Origin of the sequence: Alistipes sp. HGB5 (assembly GCF_000183485.2) — a bacterium.
Taxonomy (GTDB): domain Bacteria; phylum Bacteroidota; class Bacteroidia; order Bacteroidales; family Rikenellaceae; genus Alistipes; species Alistipes finegoldii.
The window spans coordinates 1-16,190 of record NZ_AENZ01000073.1; the positions used below are offsets into that span (position 1 = coordinate 1).

General features: G+C 50.9%; 17 protein-coding genes. 6 read left to right on the forward strand and 11 right to left on the reverse strand.

The window, feature by feature from the left end:
• Nucleotides 1-329 precede the first annotated feature (329 nt).
• Nucleotides 330-779, reverse strand: a complete 450-nt coding sequence (locus HMPREF9720_RS12355) for a hypothetical protein (protein WP_227042937.1) — start codon at nucleotides 777-779, stop codon at nucleotides 330-332.
• Nucleotides 780-992: 213 nt separating this feature from the next.
• Here HMPREF9720_RS12355 and HMPREF9720_RS12360 point away from each other — a divergent pair, with 213 nt between their 5' ends.
• Genes HMPREF9720_RS12360 through HMPREF9720_RS12370 form a run of 3 tightly spaced genes read left to right on the forward strand, consistent with a single transcriptional unit; the run spans nucleotide 993 to nucleotide 3,221 of the window.
• Complete coding sequence (locus tag HMPREF9720_RS12360; protein ID WP_039940663.1) at nucleotides 993-1,400, forward strand: hypothetical protein; 408 nt, start codon at nucleotides 993-995, stop codon at nucleotides 1,398-1,400.
• Nucleotides 1,397-2,713, forward strand: a complete 1,317-nt coding sequence (locus HMPREF9720_RS12365; protein WP_009598740.1) for a DUF3440 domain-containing protein — start codon at nucleotides 1,397-1,399, stop codon at nucleotides 2,711-2,713. Before HMPREF9720_RS12360 ends, HMPREF9720_RS12365 begins: the two co-directional genes overlap by 4 nt.
• Nucleotides 2,658-3,221 (forward strand): IbrB-like domain-containing protein, encoded by a 564-nt coding sequence (locus HMPREF9720_RS12370; protein ID WP_039940656.1) that lies wholly within the window; start codon nucleotides 2,658-2,660, stop codon nucleotides 3,219-3,221. Before HMPREF9720_RS12365 ends, HMPREF9720_RS12370 begins: the two co-directional genes overlap by 56 nt.
• 248 nt (nucleotides 3,222-3,469) lie before the next feature.
• On the opposite strand, the gene HMPREF9720_RS12375 is transcribed toward HMPREF9720_RS12370, so the two are convergent.
• Nucleotides 3,470-3,904, reverse strand: a complete 435-nt coding sequence (locus HMPREF9720_RS12375) for a hypothetical protein (protein ID WP_014775012.1) — start codon at nucleotides 3,902-3,904, stop codon at nucleotides 3,470-3,472.
• A gap of 39 nt (nucleotides 3,905-3,943) precedes the next feature.
• Nucleotides 3,944-4,240 carry a hypothetical protein gene (locus tag HMPREF9720_RS15490; RefSeq protein ID WP_139022500.1) on the reverse strand — a complete coding sequence of 99 codons (297 nt, stop codon included), beginning with the start codon at nucleotides 4,238-4,240 and terminating at the stop codon, nucleotides 3,944-3,946.
• A gap of 722 nt (nucleotides 4,241-4,962) precedes the next feature.
• On the opposite strand from HMPREF9720_RS15490, the gene HMPREF9720_RS12385 reads away from it, so the two are divergent.
• Nucleotides 4,963-5,352 (forward strand): hypothetical protein, encoded by a 390-nt coding sequence (locus tag HMPREF9720_RS12385; protein WP_039940660.1) that lies wholly within the window; start codon nucleotides 4,963-4,965, stop codon nucleotides 5,350-5,352.
• A gap of 80 nt (nucleotides 5,353-5,432) precedes the next feature.
• Here HMPREF9720_RS12385 and HMPREF9720_RS12390 read toward each other — a convergent pair whose 3' ends face one another.
• Genes HMPREF9720_RS12390 through HMPREF9720_RS12400 form a run of 3 tightly spaced genes read right to left on the reverse strand, consistent with a single transcriptional unit; the run spans nucleotide 5,433 to nucleotide 8,482 of the window.
• Complete coding sequence (locus tag HMPREF9720_RS12390) at nucleotides 5,433-6,254, reverse strand: SOS response-associated peptidase (RefSeq protein ID WP_009598745.1); 822 nt, start codon at nucleotides 6,252-6,254, stop codon at nucleotides 5,433-5,435.
• A 21-nt stretch (nucleotides 6,255-6,275) separates the two neighbouring features.
• The gene (locus HMPREF9720_RS12395) at nucleotides 6,276-7,601 is read right to left on the reverse strand and encodes a Y-family DNA polymerase (protein ID WP_014775014.1); all 1,326 of its coding nucleotides are present in this window, start codon (nucleotides 7,599-7,601) and stop codon (nucleotides 6,276-6,278) included.
• Nucleotides 7,598-8,482 (reverse strand): S24 family peptidase, encoded by an 885-nt coding sequence (locus tag HMPREF9720_RS12400; RefSeq protein ID WP_009598742.1) that lies wholly within the window; start codon nucleotides 8,480-8,482, stop codon nucleotides 7,598-7,600. The genes HMPREF9720_RS12395 and HMPREF9720_RS12400 overlap by 4 nt, the downstream gene beginning before the upstream one ends.
• Before the next feature lie 589 nt (nucleotides 8,483-9,071).
• On the opposite strand from HMPREF9720_RS12400, the gene HMPREF9720_RS12405 reads away from it, so the two are divergent.
• The gene (locus tag HMPREF9720_RS12405) at nucleotides 9,072-11,000 is read left to right on the forward strand and encodes an ATP-binding protein (RefSeq protein ID WP_009598739.1); all 1,929 of its coding nucleotides are present in this window, start codon (nucleotides 9,072-9,074) and stop codon (nucleotides 10,998-11,000) included.
• Between the two features lie 45 nt (nucleotides 11,001-11,045).
• Entirely contained in the window at nucleotides 11,046-12,059 is a 1,014-nt protein-coding gene (locus tag HMPREF9720_RS12410) for a PDDEXK nuclease domain-containing protein (protein WP_009598749.1), read from the forward strand.
• 716 nt (nucleotides 12,060-12,775) lie between these two features.
• On the opposite strand, the gene HMPREF9720_RS12415 is transcribed toward HMPREF9720_RS12410, so the two are convergent.
• From HMPREF9720_RS12415 to HMPREF9720_RS12435, 5 genes are all read right to left on the reverse strand, one after another.
• Nucleotides 12,776-13,021 (reverse strand): type II toxin-antitoxin system ParD family antitoxin, encoded by a 246-nt coding sequence (locus tag HMPREF9720_RS12415; protein WP_009598748.1) that lies wholly within the window; start codon nucleotides 13,019-13,021, stop codon nucleotides 12,776-12,778.
• A gap of 104 nt (nucleotides 13,022-13,125) precedes the next feature.
• Complete coding sequence (locus tag HMPREF9720_RS15230) at nucleotides 13,126-13,416, reverse strand: DUF4120 family protein (protein WP_009598747.1); 291 nt, start codon at nucleotides 13,414-13,416, stop codon at nucleotides 13,126-13,128.
• 17 nt (nucleotides 13,417-13,433) lie between these two features.
• The gene (locus HMPREF9720_RS12425) at nucleotides 13,434-14,069 is read right to left on the reverse strand and encodes a hypothetical protein (protein WP_009598741.1); all 636 of its coding nucleotides are present in this window, start codon (nucleotides 14,067-14,069) and stop codon (nucleotides 13,434-13,436) included.
• A gap of 149 nt (nucleotides 14,070-14,218) precedes the next feature.
• Nucleotides 14,219-15,118, reverse strand: a complete 900-nt coding sequence (locus tag HMPREF9720_RS12430) for a DUF4121 family protein (RefSeq protein WP_009598744.1) — start codon at nucleotides 15,116-15,118, stop codon at nucleotides 14,219-14,221.
• Nucleotides 15,119-15,193: 75 nt separating this feature from the next.
• Complete coding sequence (locus tag HMPREF9720_RS12435) at nucleotides 15,194-16,183, reverse strand: ArdC family protein (RefSeq protein WP_009598751.1); 990 nt, start codon at nucleotides 16,181-16,183, stop codon at nucleotides 15,194-15,196.
• Nucleotides 16,184-16,190: the final 7 nt, after the last annotated feature.

Here is a 16,190-nt window from a genome sequence, read left to right on the forward strand (position 1 = left end):
TCTTATTGGAGATCATCGAAAAGAATGGAGCCCGGCATCAGACTACCGAAATTCCGAGCCGGGAGATTTCGAATGCCAAGGTGCTATAAAATGACTGGTTTATGAAAACACCGGGAGGGGGCTGTCCGAAATTTCGGACAGCCCCCTCCCTTCATTAACGAGTCGCGTCACCTCACCCCGACGGGTGATTTCTCGCCCAAACAGATTATCAGGCATTTCAATAACTTTTCGGCATGTATCCGGCAGATCGATTCCTCTTTGAATATATGTTGAAAAGCCTTATCGAACGCATCCCAGAGTATTAGGCTATCCCTTGTTTTAGAAGATTGTTATCGTCGCATCATGAAAGATATCAGTTTTATCAAGTTCCACAGGATCATGAAAGGGGCTGTGAAAAAGCCGACAATTACGGAAATGAGTAATTTAAGCACGTAATAGATCGCCCAAGCCGTCAAATCTCCCTGCACCAATCGCCAGCCGACGACAGAGTTCAAGAACTGCCAGCCGGAGACCACGGCCATCAGCGTATAACCGCTGGCAAATCTCCCGTCGGGAAATCCATTCCCTTCCATGAAATTCAATTTATATCCCAGGATGAACAGCCCGACATAAACAAGCAGATGAAAAACAATCGAGCCGACAGTCTGGCTTCTCAATTTTTCATGGCATGCGGCGCATACGGGTTTTGGCTGGTTTTGTACGCATTGTACACACAGTCCTTTTCCGCATTCCGTACATTGGGCGACTGCCGCTTCGGCAGGATGATTTGCACAATTCATAAATCAAGGTTAACGGTTTCGTATGCAAAAATAATTTTTTCTGCCTAAAAAATACGCTGGTGCAAAAGAAAAACCAGTGCAATATCATCCTTCGCCCTGATCCGAAAATTTGGGAAAACGACCGATATTTTTTATATTTGGAAGGATCGAATGCGCTTTTAATACATTCGGTCACAGATGTATAACATTCGGTCGTTTTATAACCTTTCGGATATGACAATCGAGAAACTGGACGGCACTTCGCCCCGCCTTTACACACTCGTCGCCCCGCTGGTCATGCGGCGCAGCGTGTTGCGTCAGAACAACAACTACCCGTTCTGGACCTCGCGTGCGCACACGTGGTTCGTCGCGTGGGAAGGCGAGACCGTCTTCGGATTCGTTCCCGTTGAGATCACCGACGGCGGAGTGGCCAAGATCAACAACTATTACGTTTCGGGCGACGACCCGCGGCTGCTGTCGCGCTTCCTGCGTGAAATCATCCAATACTACCACCGCGATTATACGATACGTTCCATGACGCTGCTCCGCCACGCCGAAGTGTTCCGCACCGAGGGATTCGTCCCCACGAAGGAGTGGACGCAGTACGTTACGATGCAGTACGGGAAAAAGCGGCAGCCATGAACGTCTACGAACGTACGCAGCAGCGGCTGAAAACCGTCTTCGACCTCTTCGACAACATCTACGTCTCCTTTTCCGGCGGCAAGGACAGCGGCGTGCTGCTCAACCTCTGCATCGACTACGTCCGGCGGCACGGACTGCGGCGGAGAATCGGGGTGTTCCACATGGATTACGAAATCCAGTACCGCGATACGCTCGACTACGTGGACCGCACGCTGGCCGCGAACGCCGACATCCTCGACGTCTACCGGGTCTGCGTGCCGTTCAAGGTCCAGACCTGCACCTCGATGTTCCGGCAGTACTGGCGGCCGTGGGAGGAATCGAAGCGGGACGTTTGGGTACGGGAGATGCCTGAGGGATGCCTTACGCATCAGGATTTCCCGTTCTTCACCGACGAAATGTGGGATTACGAGTTCCAGAACCGCTTCGCCGAATGGCTCCACGCACGCAGCGGTGCGACGCGCACGTGCTGTCTGATCGGCATCCGCACACAGGAGAGCTTCAACCGCTGGCGCACGATTTACAGCGACCGCAACCACCATCGGTTCGCCGGAAAACGGTGGATACGCCAGTGGGCCGGCGGCGGCATCTGCAACGCCTATCCGCTCTACGACTGGCTGACGACCGACATCTGGACGGCGAACGGTCGTTTCGGCTGGCCCTACAACCGGCTATACGACCTCTTCTACCGGGCCGGCGTGCCGCTCGACAGTCAGCGCGTGGCCAGTCCGTTCATCTCGCCGGCCATCGCCAGCCTGCACCTCTACAAGGCCGTCGATCCGGATACGTGGGGACGCATGGTCGGCCGGGTCGACGGGGCCAATTTCGCGGCGCTGTACGGCAGGACGGCGGCAGTCGGCTGGCAGTCGGCGCGCCTGCCGAAAGGAATGACGTGGGAGCGCTACATGCACTTCCTGCTCTCGACACTTCCGGAGCCGACGCGGCGCAACTATCTGGAAAAACTATCCGTAAGCATCCGCTTCTGGCGCGAAAAGGGCGGATGTCTCTCCGAGGAAACCATCGCCAAACTGCATAGGGCCGGCATCCGCATCGAAGTCGGCGACAAAAGCGGCTACCGCACCGACAAGCGTCCGGTGCGCATGGAGTATCTCGACGACATCGACCTTCCGGAATTCGGTCAGCTGCCCACGTTCAAACGCATCTGCATCTGTATTCTGAAAAACGACCACGCCTGCAAATACATGGGTTTTTCGCCCAACAAGAGCGAAACGCTGCGCCGCAGGAAAATCATGGAAAAATATGAATCGCTATTACGAACATCCGACCGAAAAGAGCTACCGAAGCCCTGTCTATAACGTCCGCGCCGTACCGGTTGAGAAGGTCGTGGCGAACAGCTACAACCCCAACGTCGTGGCACCGCCCGAAATGAAGCTGCTGGAACTGTCTATCTGGGAGGACGGCTATACGATGCCGTGCGTCTGCTATTACGACGCCGAAAGGGACTGTTACGAACTGGTGGACGGCTACCACCGCTATCTGGTGCTCAAAACCTCGAAGCGCATCTACGAACGCGAACGGGGGCTGCTGCCCGTCACCGTGATCGAAAAGGACCTTTCGAACCGCATGGCCTCGACCATCCGCCACAACCGGGCGCGGGGAACGCACAACGTCGAGCTGATGAGCGAGATCGTCGCCGAACTGACCCGCGCGCGGATGTCCGACCAGTGGATCATGCGTCATATCGGCATGGACCGCGACGAGTTGCTGCGATTGAAACAGATCACGGGCCTCGCCGAACTCTTCTCCGACAAGGAGTTCAGCCTCGGCGATGCCGACGAGGACACGGTCGAATTTGTGCTATAACTGCCCGCTTATTCCGGAATCGCGATCCGCTCCACAGGCTGATCCCGTTTCGGGTCCAGCGGATGGGACTGATAGGACGTTTTCCCGAAGTCGATCCATGCAATGATCCGGCCGTCGTAAGGGGCACCAGCGCCAGCGGACGGTATTCGCGCTGCCCAAGCTCACGATCTCCGATGACAAGGTACTTTTAGTGGAAATCACCGAGAAAAACGGAGCCCGGCATCAGACTACCGAAATAACGAGCCGCGTCACCTCACCACGACGGGAGATTTCTCTCCCAAACAGATTATCAGGTATTTCAATAACTTTTCGGCATTTATCCGGCAGGCCAGTTCCTCTTTGAGTATACATTTAAAAGCCGAGTCGAACGCATCCCAAAGCATCAAACTGAAGCGGTCGGCTTCGACAGGGCTCATGTACTTGGCCTCCATGGTCGGAAGCCACATCGAAAATTCGACGTTGACCGATTGCCGGAACAATTCCAGCAGTTCGTCGGATTCGTGGCGGTAGTCGAGAAACGTGTTTTCGCAAATCCCGAACTTAGGCCGGATGACCGTTTCATAGATTTTCGCATGGGTTCTGCGATGGTTATGCTTCTCGAAAAACCAGCGGTCGATCTTTTTGACGCTTACCACACGATAAAGGCGATATGGATTCTCGTTATCCTTTTCAAAACCGTTCATAAAATCCATCATTTTGAGATTAGGAAAATTTGTTCGTATTCAGACGATGCCGGAACGGCGATCCGTGCGCACGAGTCTTAGCGGGCCGGCTTTGCGGGCAGCCGGGCGAAAGCGGACGGTGCCATCAGAATGAAGACGAATCGGAGGCGGTCGATACGGAACCGACGGCGGTTCCGATGCCTTTATCGAAAAACGGGGAATCCGCAGGCAATCCGAAGCAATCCGGTGAAACAAATAAGTTTCACCGACAGCGGAGTTTTCGAATAAAAGTTGTAATTTGGAGCTTGTTTCTAAACTGTAAATCAGCCTTTCGCTTTCACATTCGGGTCGATTCATAGTGGCACATCTTTTGATTCGCAATGTCAAAAAATATGCGCGGTTCTCGACCGGTTGCTTCGTACCGTCCCAAAGGTTATGGCGAACCAGTCAAGACCGCGCATTACGATCTTGCCTGTTTATTCGCCATTGAGGTAAAAGTTGGGACTTACGAACGATAAACAGTTTACAACAGATAAATTGCTCTATTGTTATCCCGAATATAGTCATTTCTTCGTTATCATCCAAATTTTTTCCGGCGTTTTTGTGAGAAAATCGATTTCCAAAACGCGAAATCCGCTGCACTACGCAGTAAGTACCCGGCAAAACCGACCGCCGTAAATTCTTCGTTAAACGCGCATCGAGACGCACCTGTTATAATAAAAAATTGGAATGGTTCCACATGTTCTTGCAAGGGCCCGACGTTTCATCCATCTTTGCCGCACAAATTATAAAACAGCCCAAACGAATGACGGTGAAACAATGTAATTTCAAAGTCGGAGAGGTATATCTTTTCCATACCGACGATCCCCGATGTCCGGATGCGGAATCCCTATGGGGTCTTTACGACAGGCACGACGGGAACTCGATCTTTCTGGAGTCGTGGTCGACGGACCAGAAACATTTTTCGAAAGGCCGGCATCTACCTGAGCAATACCGGTTCTGCCGCCTCTCGACCCGCAGTGAATTACGTGATTACATGGTCAACAGCATTTACTCGGAAATAAAGGGCCTTTCCTGAAATGAGCAGGGACAATTATAATCCGTACCGGATAGTCGGCGCCAAAAAGATCGACGTATGGTTTTATGAAGAAGGCGATATGCGCAGAACGCACCGCATCGTCTACGAGCTGATCGTCCTGCCGCTGTACGGAGTCTGCGAGAACAGTTTTCTGGATTACAGGCACCACTCCGACGAACTGCTCGAACTCTTCATCCAGCCGCCCTATATCGAAGTTCCGCTGTGGCTGATGGTGATGACGGTCAAGAAAATGCCGGTTCACGAAGCCAACTGTTTCTTCGAGCTCCTACGGACGAAGATGGACCGCATATTCAGGAAAAGGTCCTACCCTCTGACGGCCGAGCAGCTCCTCAGACTGCTCGTCGATGCACTGGCAGAGTTCATATATTAGAAGAGTGACGCGACTCATTGCCGGAGGGGAGGCCGTTATCGGTCTCCTCTCTTTTTGTATGATGTCATGCAGCTTTGCGTTCAGAGTCCGAGCGTCTGCATTTCCGCGACCGGCTCTATAATTCCTTCGTCGTAAGGGTCTCCGTAGTTGAACTTCGGCCGCACGGGCCATGCTGTCATCTCCTTTTCGGGGTATACGGTCAGCAGGGCCGCGACGGCCTCCTCGGATGCGATGGACGGGTCGAGCCAGCGCTTCTCCTGCTCTTGGGTTAGTATCTTCGGCATCCGGAACGGATTGCCTCCGCCGTTATGGATCTTCCGCATCATGGCGTTCGCTTCGGTCGTTATCAGCACGAACGACAGCACTTTTTCTCCGGTCTGCGGATGCGTCCACTCGTCCCAGAGCCCGGCGATGGAGAATAATTCCTGATCCTTTAAAGTGGTATAGTAATACTGCGCCTTTCCGTTCGGCAGTCTGTGCGGCTCGTAGAATCCGGTTACGGGGATGATGCACCGGTTATGCTGCCACAGCATTCGCCACGGCCATTTCTCGAAAAGCGTCTCGGCCCGTGCGTTCTTGAACAGATTCTCCCGGTCGTAACGCTGAGCATCTCCGGGCTTCGCCGTCCGCGGAATCAGCCCCCACTGCATGACCTGAAGTTCCTCCGAGCCCGAAACGATAACGCAGTGCGGCTCGGCATAGGCGGGAATGACGTAGATCTCCTCGGCCAGCCGAACGTCGTAAACGCTCATCCTATGTTCGGATCCGGCGTCCTGACGGGCCCTTGCGTCCTGTTCCTGCTCGGCGAGTACCTGCCGGGCAGCTTCGATAATATCCAACTGCTTACCGTACCTTTTGGCTACGGCCGCTGCATTTGCTGACAGAGAGGTGAAAAAACACATAAACAAAAATTCTTTACAAAGTTAGATGGCAATATCTATCCGATCGCTCCATTTGGTCGTAGGACATTTCGAGAGCATCTCGCGCCGCAGCCGGGTATTATTCTGCCCGGTCAATTCCGCACCCAGCACCACGAGGCGGCTGTCGAGGTTCAGCGGTCCGTTGACCTCGTCCACCGCGGCCTGCAAATGCCGCAGCTGCCCGATGTCGGGCCTATGGTGAAACATGTTGAGCTGAAGCGCTTCGGCAGGAATAAGGTCCGACAACGTGACGGTAGCGCGTTTGAACAGGAACGGCCGTTCGCCGGGGGCGTAGGCCGGCCAGATCGCCCGGAGCAGCGTCATGGCATAAGGCACCATCTCGAACGTATTGTCCGTCGGTACGGGAAATTCGATTTGCAGTCCCCGGAAGGTCTGACGCTGGTTCTCGTTGAAAGGATTGGTTTCGATGCCGACATAGATGCGCCGGGCATAGGAATGCTGGTCACGGAGCTTATGGGCGGACGAACTTAAATAGCGCACAACGGCGGCTTTCACCTCGTTGAAGTCGGAGGTCATTTTCCCAAATGCCCGCGATGTGCATATCTCCTGCTTGTCGGGCGGCGCCAGTTCCAGACTGATACAGGGCGTCCCGTTCATCTCGCGCCAGAGGCGGTCGCCAACGACAGTCATGTTCCTGCGCACCCACTCGCGCGGCAGCACGGAGAAATCGTAGGCCGTGCGGACACCCATCGCCGTCAGGCGCTTCTCATGCCGCCGACCGATGCCCCACACATCGCCTATCGGGAGTTTTTTCAACGCCTCCACACGCTTCTCCTCCGTATCGATGATATAGAGCCCCCGCCGGGCGTCGTCCGTCTTGGCGAGCTTGTTGGCGGCCTTGGCCAGTACTTTGGTCGGGGCGATGCCCAGACAGATCGGGATGCCGATTCCGCGCCGGGTGGTGCGGATGATCTCGCGCCCCAGCTTCTCGAAATCGAAGCCTTCCATTCCCGTAAAGTCGAGGAAGGCCTCGTCGATGCTGTATATTTCGAGGTTGGGGACGAAGGAGGCCCAAATGCTGTGCATGCGGTTGCTCATGTCGCCGTAGAGCTCGTAGTTCGAGGAGAACGTAACGATGCCGTGTTCCCGGATGGTGTCTGCTATCTGAAACAGCGCGTCACCCATCCTGACGTATCGCTTCGCCGGCCGGTTCATGGCTATCGCACAGCCGTCGTTGTTCGAGGCCACGATAATGGGCTTTCCGTGCAGCCACGGCTGCATGGACTCCTCGCAGGAGCAGTAAAATGAATTCCCGTCGGCAAGGCCGACCATCTGGCGGGGATTCAGGGGCAACAGCTTCCGGCTCATCCTATACCTCCTTTCTTCGTCCTCAGCTGCCGGATGGAGTGGGTGACGATGCCCCATATCAACCGTTCGTTCTCGCCGGTAATCCGAATCGGAGCATAGTCCTTGTTGCCGGGCATCAGCCAGATCTCCCCGTCGTCGTGCACCTCGACGTATTTCATGGTGAAGCCTTCGGAGGTGACGCATACGGCAAGATCGCCCCACCGGGGTTCGAGCATCCGGTCCACGATCACCGAATCGCTGTCCTCGATGTCGTCTTCGATCAGAGAGATGCCCCGCACTTTCCCGAAGAAGGTGCTGATCGGGTTAGGAATCAGCTCTTCGTTCAGGTCGACGAGCCCCGCGACGGGAACGTCGCTCGCCGGAAAATACGAGGCTCGGATAGCCCGCCGCTCGAACAGCGCGGGTTGTTCCTTCTGCGGCAGGCGGTCGATAAGGCGTGTGCGCCGTCGCTTGAACCTCCGGACTTTGATGACGACCGTAACGACGCCCAGCACCCGCGCTTCGGTGTCGCCGTCGACAGGAAGCGTGTCGTCCGTTCCGCCGCCGAGAAGCCATAGCTCGCGCCCCCGTTTGCGGATATATTTCAGCACCCGTTCGCCGCAGACCTCGCAAAACGCCAGGTCCCCGGTGCGCGGTGCAAGCCGCGTGTCGAAAAGGATGCCGTCGCCCTGCTCCAGCTCCTCCTCGACCAGATAGTAATCCCGAACGCGGGCATAGTATGTCGCACCCGGACTCAGTATGAGGACTTCGTTCAGGTCGATGCGGTCGCCGATATAGTCCGCGGCCGGCGAAGGGAATCCTGCCGGAATGCCTTCGCTGACGTAGGGCAGCGATTTGACGGTCGTCGTTATAAGACCATATATATCGAAATGAATATTCATCGTGCATAATTAGGCGCAGGGGCATACGGAGTGTCGGCACGCAATGCAGTCGGGCATCGTGTCGTCGTTTCGACAAATAGTTAAGCGGGGCTTTGCCGGCTCCTGCCGACCGTGTAGTGTGAAATTGCGTCGTTTCCTCGGTACTCCCTGCGGAGTTCGTTCACAATACAAACGAAAATATCGTGCCTTTGTTGCATAAGCGCCAGTACCGGCATTCCGAAAGATATATAAAAGATCTAATCAAAAAAATGGGTATCAACCGCGAGTAATTTCCCGGATATTCCTTATATTTATAACTCTGCATATTTCATAGCGTCATGAAACTGAGTATAGAATATCTGCCGAACAATCGGATCGACGATGAAGAGCTGAAGCGAACACGAACTATTGCAACATAATATTTCCCAGTGTAATCTCGTGATACTATCGTTTGAGAAAATGAGACTACACGATAGATTGCATAATAACCACTCTATTGGTTCCTATTTTGATCCCAAACATTGACAATAGCCCGCATTTTTTCATTGTATTTCTGTGCTCAATTGTTAATATTTGCTACCTTTGTTCACAATATAACTTATAAGGGCTTATGGACGGCATGGAGGTTAATTTAAGTCGGGCGATTGATTTTTTTTATCCATCCTCTTCATCATTGGAGCTTGTGTATTTTGAAGCTATTGCCAACGCAATAGATGCAGGCGCCAATAATATCCAAATAAGCATTGCCGTTGATTCGTATTCCAAGCCGGAATCTCTTACAATAGTAATTTCTGACAACGGTGTTGGTTTTACTAACGATCGGTATCGTAAATTCACTAAATTACTTGAAACAGAGGAAGAAGATCACAAAGGACTCGGACGATTGGTCTTCCTCAAATATTTCAAAGAAGTTTATATCGAAAGCATATTTGAGAAACAAATTCGGAAGTTTACGTTCAAGAAGAACTTTGAGAAAAACAATTTCACTCTCTCTCCGGCTCCTGATGCCACTTATACGGGCAGCAGATTGGCATTTAGCGGGTACCTAAAGAAAAAATTATATTCTTATGATTTTCTTAAACCGGTATCTATTAGGCAGTCTATACTTTATCATTTTTACCCGCATCTGTTTTCCATTGTTAAAGCGGGTAAAGATTTGAAGATTGATTTAACGTTATCTACCAAAGAGCCTAATCCTGAGCAAGGATTTTATAACGATTGTCAAATACTGATAGCTAGTCAAAGTGTCGATTTAGAAAGCAGAAAATTTCCTGCAGAAAGCTTAGACCTTTTTGACACGATTGATATTTTTTACAAAATCAAACAAACCAATAAAGAATCGTCACTAGTAACCGCAATCTGCGTTGATGGGAGAACAATTCCTATTGATATTATGTCAAAAGAATCTACCCCCAAAGGATATGAAATAGTTTTTCTGTTGTATTCCAGTTTCTTTACAGGTAAAACAAATCCTTCTCGAGAAGCCCTGACACTTGATGAGCAAGAATTGAAAACTGTAAAAAATCTATTTAGGAAACATGCAACGATTATTCTGAATGAAAAAATCCCAAGCATTCAAGAGGAAAATAAACATATAACAGAAAGCCTAAATAATAATTATCCTCATTTGGCAGGTTATTTCGATGAACAATCAATTGGAATTATCGATCGCAATAAAGCGATTGAAACAGCCCAACGTAAGTTCTTTCAGGCACAAAAAGAGGTTTTGGATGCTCCAAACACAATTTCAACCGAACAATATGAAAAAGCTCTTAACGTTTCCTCTCGAACATTGATGGAGTATATTTTATATCGAAATGTAATCATCAAAAATCTAAAACAAATTGATAAGAAGAATCCGGAAGCGGATATTCACGATATAATTGTTCCTAGAAAAAAAGTTTGTGGGAAAGCAGGATTTATAAACGATCTATACACTAACAATGCGTGGTTGTTAGACGATAAATATATGTCTTATTCAACCATCCTCAGCGATTTGGAAATGAATAAGCTTATGCCATATCTTGCATTGGATGGAGAGAATGTTGATGATGAAAAAAGGCCTGATATTGCAATCGTCTTTTCTAATGATTTTCATAATCCAGTAGGCCAAGTAGAAGTACAGACTAAAACGGATGTTGTTATCGTTGAACTCAAAAAATTAGGATTGCCTTTGGCCAAAAGAGAAGAGGTCGTCAGTCAGCTAAAACAGCGCGCTCGAAAACTTGCAAAATATTATCCCGATAAAATTCAACGTATTTGGTTCTACGGAATCGTAGATATAGATGCAGAATTTCGCATAGCGTTAAAAGAAGAAAATTATACGGAATTATTTTCTGCAGGATCTTTATTCTACAAAGAGCATACGGTTATTTTAGACGAAGATAAGAATATTCGCATTCCATTTGGCTTATATGTATTATCCTTTGATGCCTTTTTGAAAGATGCAGAATCTCGAAATTCGACATTTCTCAATGTGTTGAAACAAGGGTTTTTAAAAGGTTGCAATATACCTAAAGCATCGAACGAACAAAAGTAACATACTTTCGGGACGCAGTGCGTCCCGTCTTCAAAAGCATTAAATATGAGCGCTATAACAACTCTATACGACGATATTCGAGCTATCATTATCAATACTCGTAACACTATATACAAGGCGGTAAATACCGGTATACTTGAGGCCAATTGGAAAATAGGCCGCCGAATAGTTGAAGAAGAACAAGCCGGAGCCAGTCGCGCAGAATACGGACAAAGGGTAATTAACGACCTTGCAGAGAAGTTGTCGGTAGAGTTCGGGCGAGGTTTCGACGCCCGTGAATTACGCCGTTATCGTCAGTTTTATTTGCTGTTCCCAAAATGGGACGCACTGCGTCCCGAATTGACATGGACCCATTACCGCACGTTAATCCGTGTTGAAAACGAACGCGCCCGACTTTACTACATGAATGAAGCTGCATTGCAGAACTGGAGTACGCGGGCATTGGATTCGCAAATTGAGCGACTGACCTACGAACGAATTCTCTCTTCGCAAAATCAACTTATAGTAAAAGAAGCCGAAGATGCGGCTTCGCGCCAAGCACAACTCACACCGGCCGACATCATCAAAGACCCGTATGTGCTCGACTTTCTCGGTCTTCCGAGTGGCGTGAACTTCTATGAAAAAGATTTGGAAAAAGCGCTTATCGACAACCTGCAACAATTCTTGTTGGAGTTGGGGCGCGGTTTTTCCTTTGTTTCACGTCAATACCGTTTCAAGACCGACAACGAAAACTACTATGTCGATCTTGTATTCTATAACTTCATCCTCAAATGCTTTGTGCTGATTGATCTGAAAGTCGGGAAACTGACTTATCAAGACATCGGACAAATGGATTTCTATACTCGCTATTTCGAGGAGAATATACGCACAGAAACCGATAATCCAACTATCGGTATCGTGCTTTGCACCGAGCGGGACAACACGATTGTCAAATACTCGGTAATGAACGACAGCAATCAATTGTTTGCCTCAAAATACAAACTTTATCTCCCGACAGAAGAGGAACTTATTAACGAGCTGGAAACAAGTCGGAAGCAGATAGAAAATAATGTCAAATAACGTCATCCCGGCGTCATACGCAAAGAACCTATCGGGATAAATAACTTGAAATAGCATGTGACAATGCGTCATAGAAAAATGTCTGCGGACTGACTTTTGAAAAATATAATTTCCAAGAACAATCCATAACAAGGCTATGACCATATAGAAGAGTTGGTTTTTAAGTCACAAATTGCAGTCCTCGCCGAACAATGCCAATTTGGAGTTTTCGGCAATTCGCATGCGTATGACGATTAACAGGGCGCAGTGTTTACTACGACCTTTAAGATCAAGCCTGCATTTTGGGACGTAGGCAGGAGTGCTATTGAGGATCCGAACCACATCCGGCACCTAAAGGCAATCTTCAATTGCATGTTGCCTTACACAACATCAATGAAGAGTTCAACAAAGCCTTGAATGCCTAGCTTCGCATGTTGAAAAATTACCGGTTACGAGATATGCGTCCAACCTCCGATTTCATAAAGAATAAAAATACGTAAAGAATTGAATCGGGACGAGGTAAAGACCAAATACATATTTAACGATTTCCTTACATTCATAGAATAATATATCTCTTTGCAGAGAAAGAATGATTGTCAATGCGAAAGAGGCAAAACTCGTCCCGGGAACAATTCGCAACGACATTGTAAGTATCCACCTATTGCTCCGACTACCTATCCGCCGTATAGTTCCAAATGTCGGAAAGGTCTTCGACCGCTTTGCGGGTAAACCGTATTTCATCCATTCGTCCACTTGGCTTTCAGGGTTTTCAGATGATCCTCCGGGTCGAATCCTTCGGCCACGCCGCTGTCGATTCCCTCGCGGATGGCAGCTTTCAACTCCGTCAGACGGCTTTCGTTCTCCTCCAAAAGCCGCAAGCCGGCCCGAATAACCTCGCTGGCATTGTTATAACGCCCCTGTGCGATTTTTGCCTTGATGAAATCCTCGAAATAAACACCGAGGGCTACCGATGTCGTTTTCATAGTTGTTCAGTCTTTACGCAAAATTACCAATATTTAATAATAAAAACAAAATCCCGACCGGATTTATTGTGTCCGGCCGGGATCGACAATTCGTATTCAACTTTTCAGGTATGGGTCATCCAGCCATGAAACGGCCCGTCGATAAAACAATGCGACCGATCCGGGCAGCCATGATAGACCAGTCCGCCGACAACGCCCAAACGCCCATCGGGATAACGCTCCTTGAAAAGGAACGAATAAGGTGCGAAGTCCTTGTAAAGTTCGATTTCGCACGGATGATGGGGATTTTGCTCCCGGCGTTCGAGCCGTTTCAGACACTCGTGGAGCGTCTTGTCGTCGATACTTTCGGCATATTGCACTACTTTATCGTAGTGCTCCTGACACATGATTTTCATAATAGTCCGGATTTTCGTTAGTCTATATCGCAGCCGATGAAGGTATGCTCGTTGATAAGCAGGTAGTAATAACCGTTACCGCATCCTCGGTACTCTTTCGAAAATCCTGCGGTCAGGTCCCCAACCCGGTGATAGCCATCGTCCTTATCGCAAGGCTCCACCCATAGCGAACCGTCGTAGCCGCGGAAATCAAACCGACCCGAATGGAACGGCGTGCGGTTTTTGACGGCCTCGCAGAAAGACCGGTAAGTCGTTTTGCCGCACCATTTGCGCACGGCTTCGAGCGTGATGATCTGCCCGTCGATACTGGTTCCGGTCGTGATGCCGTTTTTGTAGAGATCCTTGCTGTAATCGGCATGCTGGATTTTGCGGATAAACGGGCTTGTGAATCCTGCTTTGGCCGCTTCCCGCTGGAATTTGCGGATTAGACGGCGATTGATTTCCTCAGGGTCTTTGTCCGGAGCCGGTTTGAAAATCTTTTCAATGTTGTCCCAGTCGCCGAATCCGAAGCCATATCTTCGTCTGCCGATACCGATGATGCCGCAAATGTTTTGATCGCGGTTGTAAAACAGACGTCGGCGTCGACCTTGATACTGGATGTACAGAGAGTACGGGGTTTCTGGATTGCGTAAATATTGTTCTGCTTCGTGCATGGTAAATGGATATTATATTAATACATTGTATCGCGCAGCCTTGGATGCACAGGGACCTGAACACTGGCTCGCTCACAGAGGTCTATGATTCGGCAAGTCTGTGTGTCCACATCATCCAAATCGAGTGGCATACGGATGACAGGATCATTCTACACTGTAACTTTGCTTGTAGGGCATGACTCTTCGTAGATTAACTCTTCGAGCGTCATGTCCTGCGGTTGACTGATGTCGTCTTCCGGTCTGACGAAATAGCAGACCGCAGTATGCCGCCCGTGGTCCTTGACGAGTTTCACGGGTTGGAGCGTGTTGTAGATGCGCCGCTCTGTAACGGGAACGTCGAGCGCCTTCCACTCCGTCCGGGGCAGGGCGACCTGCTCGTCCCGGTAGCCCCAGACGATGACCGACTTCGGATTGGGAGCCGCGAATACCGTTCCTTCGCAATCGGAGAGAAACCGTCGGAACTCCTCCTCCGTCCGGAACGAAATACAGTCGCCGCGGTAAAGGTTACCATGCAGGTTCTCCGTATCTTTGTAAAGACTGATCTTGCGCCATTTCTCGGTGGAGAAATCACCGTAGAGCGGATCGCCTTCCCGGAATTCCCACAGCGGCACCTCGGCGCAGAACCGGACGACTCCGTTGCCGCAGGCGCCGCAATGTCCCCAAGCACAGAAATCCCCCGGCATAGCACCGGAAGGCTTCAGCTCTTGCGGCATCACGGCTGTAAAAGGCCCTCCGCTGACCGCGCAGCCGATACCGCCGGCTGTCGCCCACACGAAAGGCACGTAAGGGCACAGGCAGATCGAAGGCGTTCCGCCTTCACGGACAGCCTCGATCAGGGCGTTGCCGTGGAAGTCACCGTGGCGCGTGGTATAGCGCACCCGGTCGCCGACCTGCGGGACACGTGGGTTGCGGGTGCGTTCGATATGACGCACCAAAGCATTGGCGGCATCTACATCCGCCTGCGTCAGGTGGTGTTCATGGTCGTAAAGCGTATTCATCGACAGCAGCGTTTCGCAGCTGTACCGATCTTTGGTTTTATCTTGTTGCATATTGCTGATAATGAAAGCGCCGCGGCCTAAAGGTCGCGGCACAGGTTGAACAATCGTTTATATTCGGTTTTTGGATCAGGCGGCTTCGGCCGGAATCGCTCCCGGGGTTTCCGGCTCCTGTTCGCAGGCCAGCCGTTCGGAGATCATCCGCGCGGCACGGTTCACGTCCGTGAGGATGTCGAACAGGTAGGTCGGCTCTTTATGGAACTCCGCCAGCCAGTCCTTGATATAGGCGGCGCTCTCCTCACGAGGCGTCGTAGCGAAGCCCAGCATCGCACCGCACAAAGCCGCCGTAAGTTCGGCGACCAACTCTTCGCGGATGTAGTCGGCATCTCTGTAGCAAGCGCCAAAAGGACGGTTCAGACGCTCCGCATGCCCCGTACTGTGCGTGACCTCGTGAAGAAGCGTGGTCCAAAAGGCCGCACTCTCCGGAAACTGCCGTTTTTCGGGGCAGACGATCCGGTCGAGCGTCGGCGAATAGGACGCCCTGTTGCCGGATCTGAGCAGGATGGGACAGAGCCACGACTGCTCCGCCAGCATCCGATCGAGCACCTCGCATGTCAGACCGTCCGAGTAGTCTTTCGGCCCGGTCGGTGTCGTAAGCGAAGTGTAGCGCTCCGGCTGCTGTTCCGACATATCCGTCTGGTCGATGTTGAAGACCGGGTAATAGCGCATCACGGGCAGCACGTCGTATTGCCGCCGCTGCTCCTGCGGCAGGCGGTAGTATTCCGCCAGTTCGATCTTTTTGCGGGTCTCCTTATGGCGGATGTACAGTTTCCAGAAGAAGACCGGAAACGAACCGGAGCCTTTGAGGATGTTCAGACCCTCTTCCTTGGCTTGTTTGAAGGTCATAAAGAGCGGCGTACGATAGCCAGCGATCTCCGAGAGGAACAGCAGCATCAGGATATTCCCGCCCCGGTAGTGCGTGCCGCGCAGGTTACGCGGAAGACCGTGCGCAAGGTCGGCAATCCACGGCTTGCGCCACTCTCCGGTAAGCGTTTCCATTTTCTTTATCATCAACTCCGTCAGTTGCGGAGCGATCTTTTCAATCAGATTCTTATTCATTGTCAAA

Excerpts from the sequence above, each read along its gene's own strand:
- HMPREF9720_RS15230 (WP_009598747.1), bottom strand. The coding sequence starts at position 13,416 with ATGAAAATCATGTGTCAGGAGCACTACGATAAAGTAGTGCAATATGCC.
- HMPREF9720_RS12425 (WP_009598741.1), bottom strand. The coding sequence starts at position 14,069 with ATGCACGAAGCAGAACAATATTTACGCAATCCAGAAACCCCGTACTCT.
- HMPREF9720_RS12430 (WP_009598744.1), bottom strand. The coding sequence starts at position 15,118 with ATGCAACAAGATAAAACCAAAGATCGGTACAGCTGCGAAACGCTGCTG.
- HMPREF9720_RS12400 (WP_009598742.1), bottom strand. The coding sequence starts at position 8,482 with ATGAATATTCATTTCGATATATATGGTCTTATAACGACGACCGTCAAA.
- HMPREF9720_RS12365 (WP_009598740.1), top strand. The coding sequence starts at position 1,397 with ATGAACGTCTACGAACGTACGCAGCAGCGGCTGAAAACCGTCTTCGAC.
- HMPREF9720_RS12410 (WP_009598749.1), top strand. The coding sequence starts at position 11,046 with ATGAGCGCTATAACAACTCTATACGACGATATTCGAGCTATCATTATC.
- HMPREF9720_RS12360 (WP_039940663.1), top strand. The coding sequence starts at position 993 with ATGACAATCGAGAAACTGGACGGCACTTCGCCCCGCCTTTACACACTC.
- HMPREF9720_RS12415 (WP_009598748.1), bottom strand. The coding sequence starts at position 13,021 with ATGAAAACGACATCGGTAGCCCTCGGTGTTTATTTCGAGGATTTCATC.
- HMPREF9720_RS15490 (WP_139022500.1), bottom strand. The coding sequence starts at position 4,240 with ATGAATCGACCCGAATGTGAAAGCGAAAGGCTGATTTACAGTTTAGAA.
- HMPREF9720_RS12435 (WP_009598751.1), bottom strand. The coding sequence starts at position 16,183 with ATGAATAAGAATCTGATTGAAAAGATCGCTCCGCAACTGACGGAGTTG.
- HMPREF9720_RS12385 (WP_039940660.1), top strand. The coding sequence starts at position 4,963 with ATGAGCAGGGACAATTATAATCCGTACCGGATAGTCGGCGCCAAAAAG.
- HMPREF9720_RS12395 (WP_014775014.1), bottom strand. The coding sequence starts at position 7,601 with ATGAGCCGGAAGCTGTTGCCCCTGAATCCCCGCCAGATGGTCGGCCTT.
- HMPREF9720_RS12355 (WP_227042937.1), bottom strand. The coding sequence starts at position 779 with ATGAATTGTGCAAATCATCCTGCCGAAGCGGCAGTCGCCCAATGTACG.
- HMPREF9720_RS12390 (WP_009598745.1), bottom strand. The coding sequence starts at position 6,254 with ATGTGTTTTTTCACCTCTCTGTCAGCAAATGCAGCGGCCGTAGCCAAA.
- HMPREF9720_RS12375 (WP_014775012.1), bottom strand. The coding sequence starts at position 3,904 with ATGAACGGTTTTGAAAAGGATAACGAGAATCCATATCGCCTTTATCGT.
- HMPREF9720_RS12405 (WP_009598739.1), top strand. The coding sequence starts at position 9,072 with ATGGACGGCATGGAGGTTAATTTAAGTCGGGCGATTGATTTTTTTTAT.
- HMPREF9720_RS12370 (WP_039940656.1), top strand. The coding sequence starts at position 2,658 with ATGAATCGCTATTACGAACATCCGACCGAAAAGAGCTACCGAAGCCCT.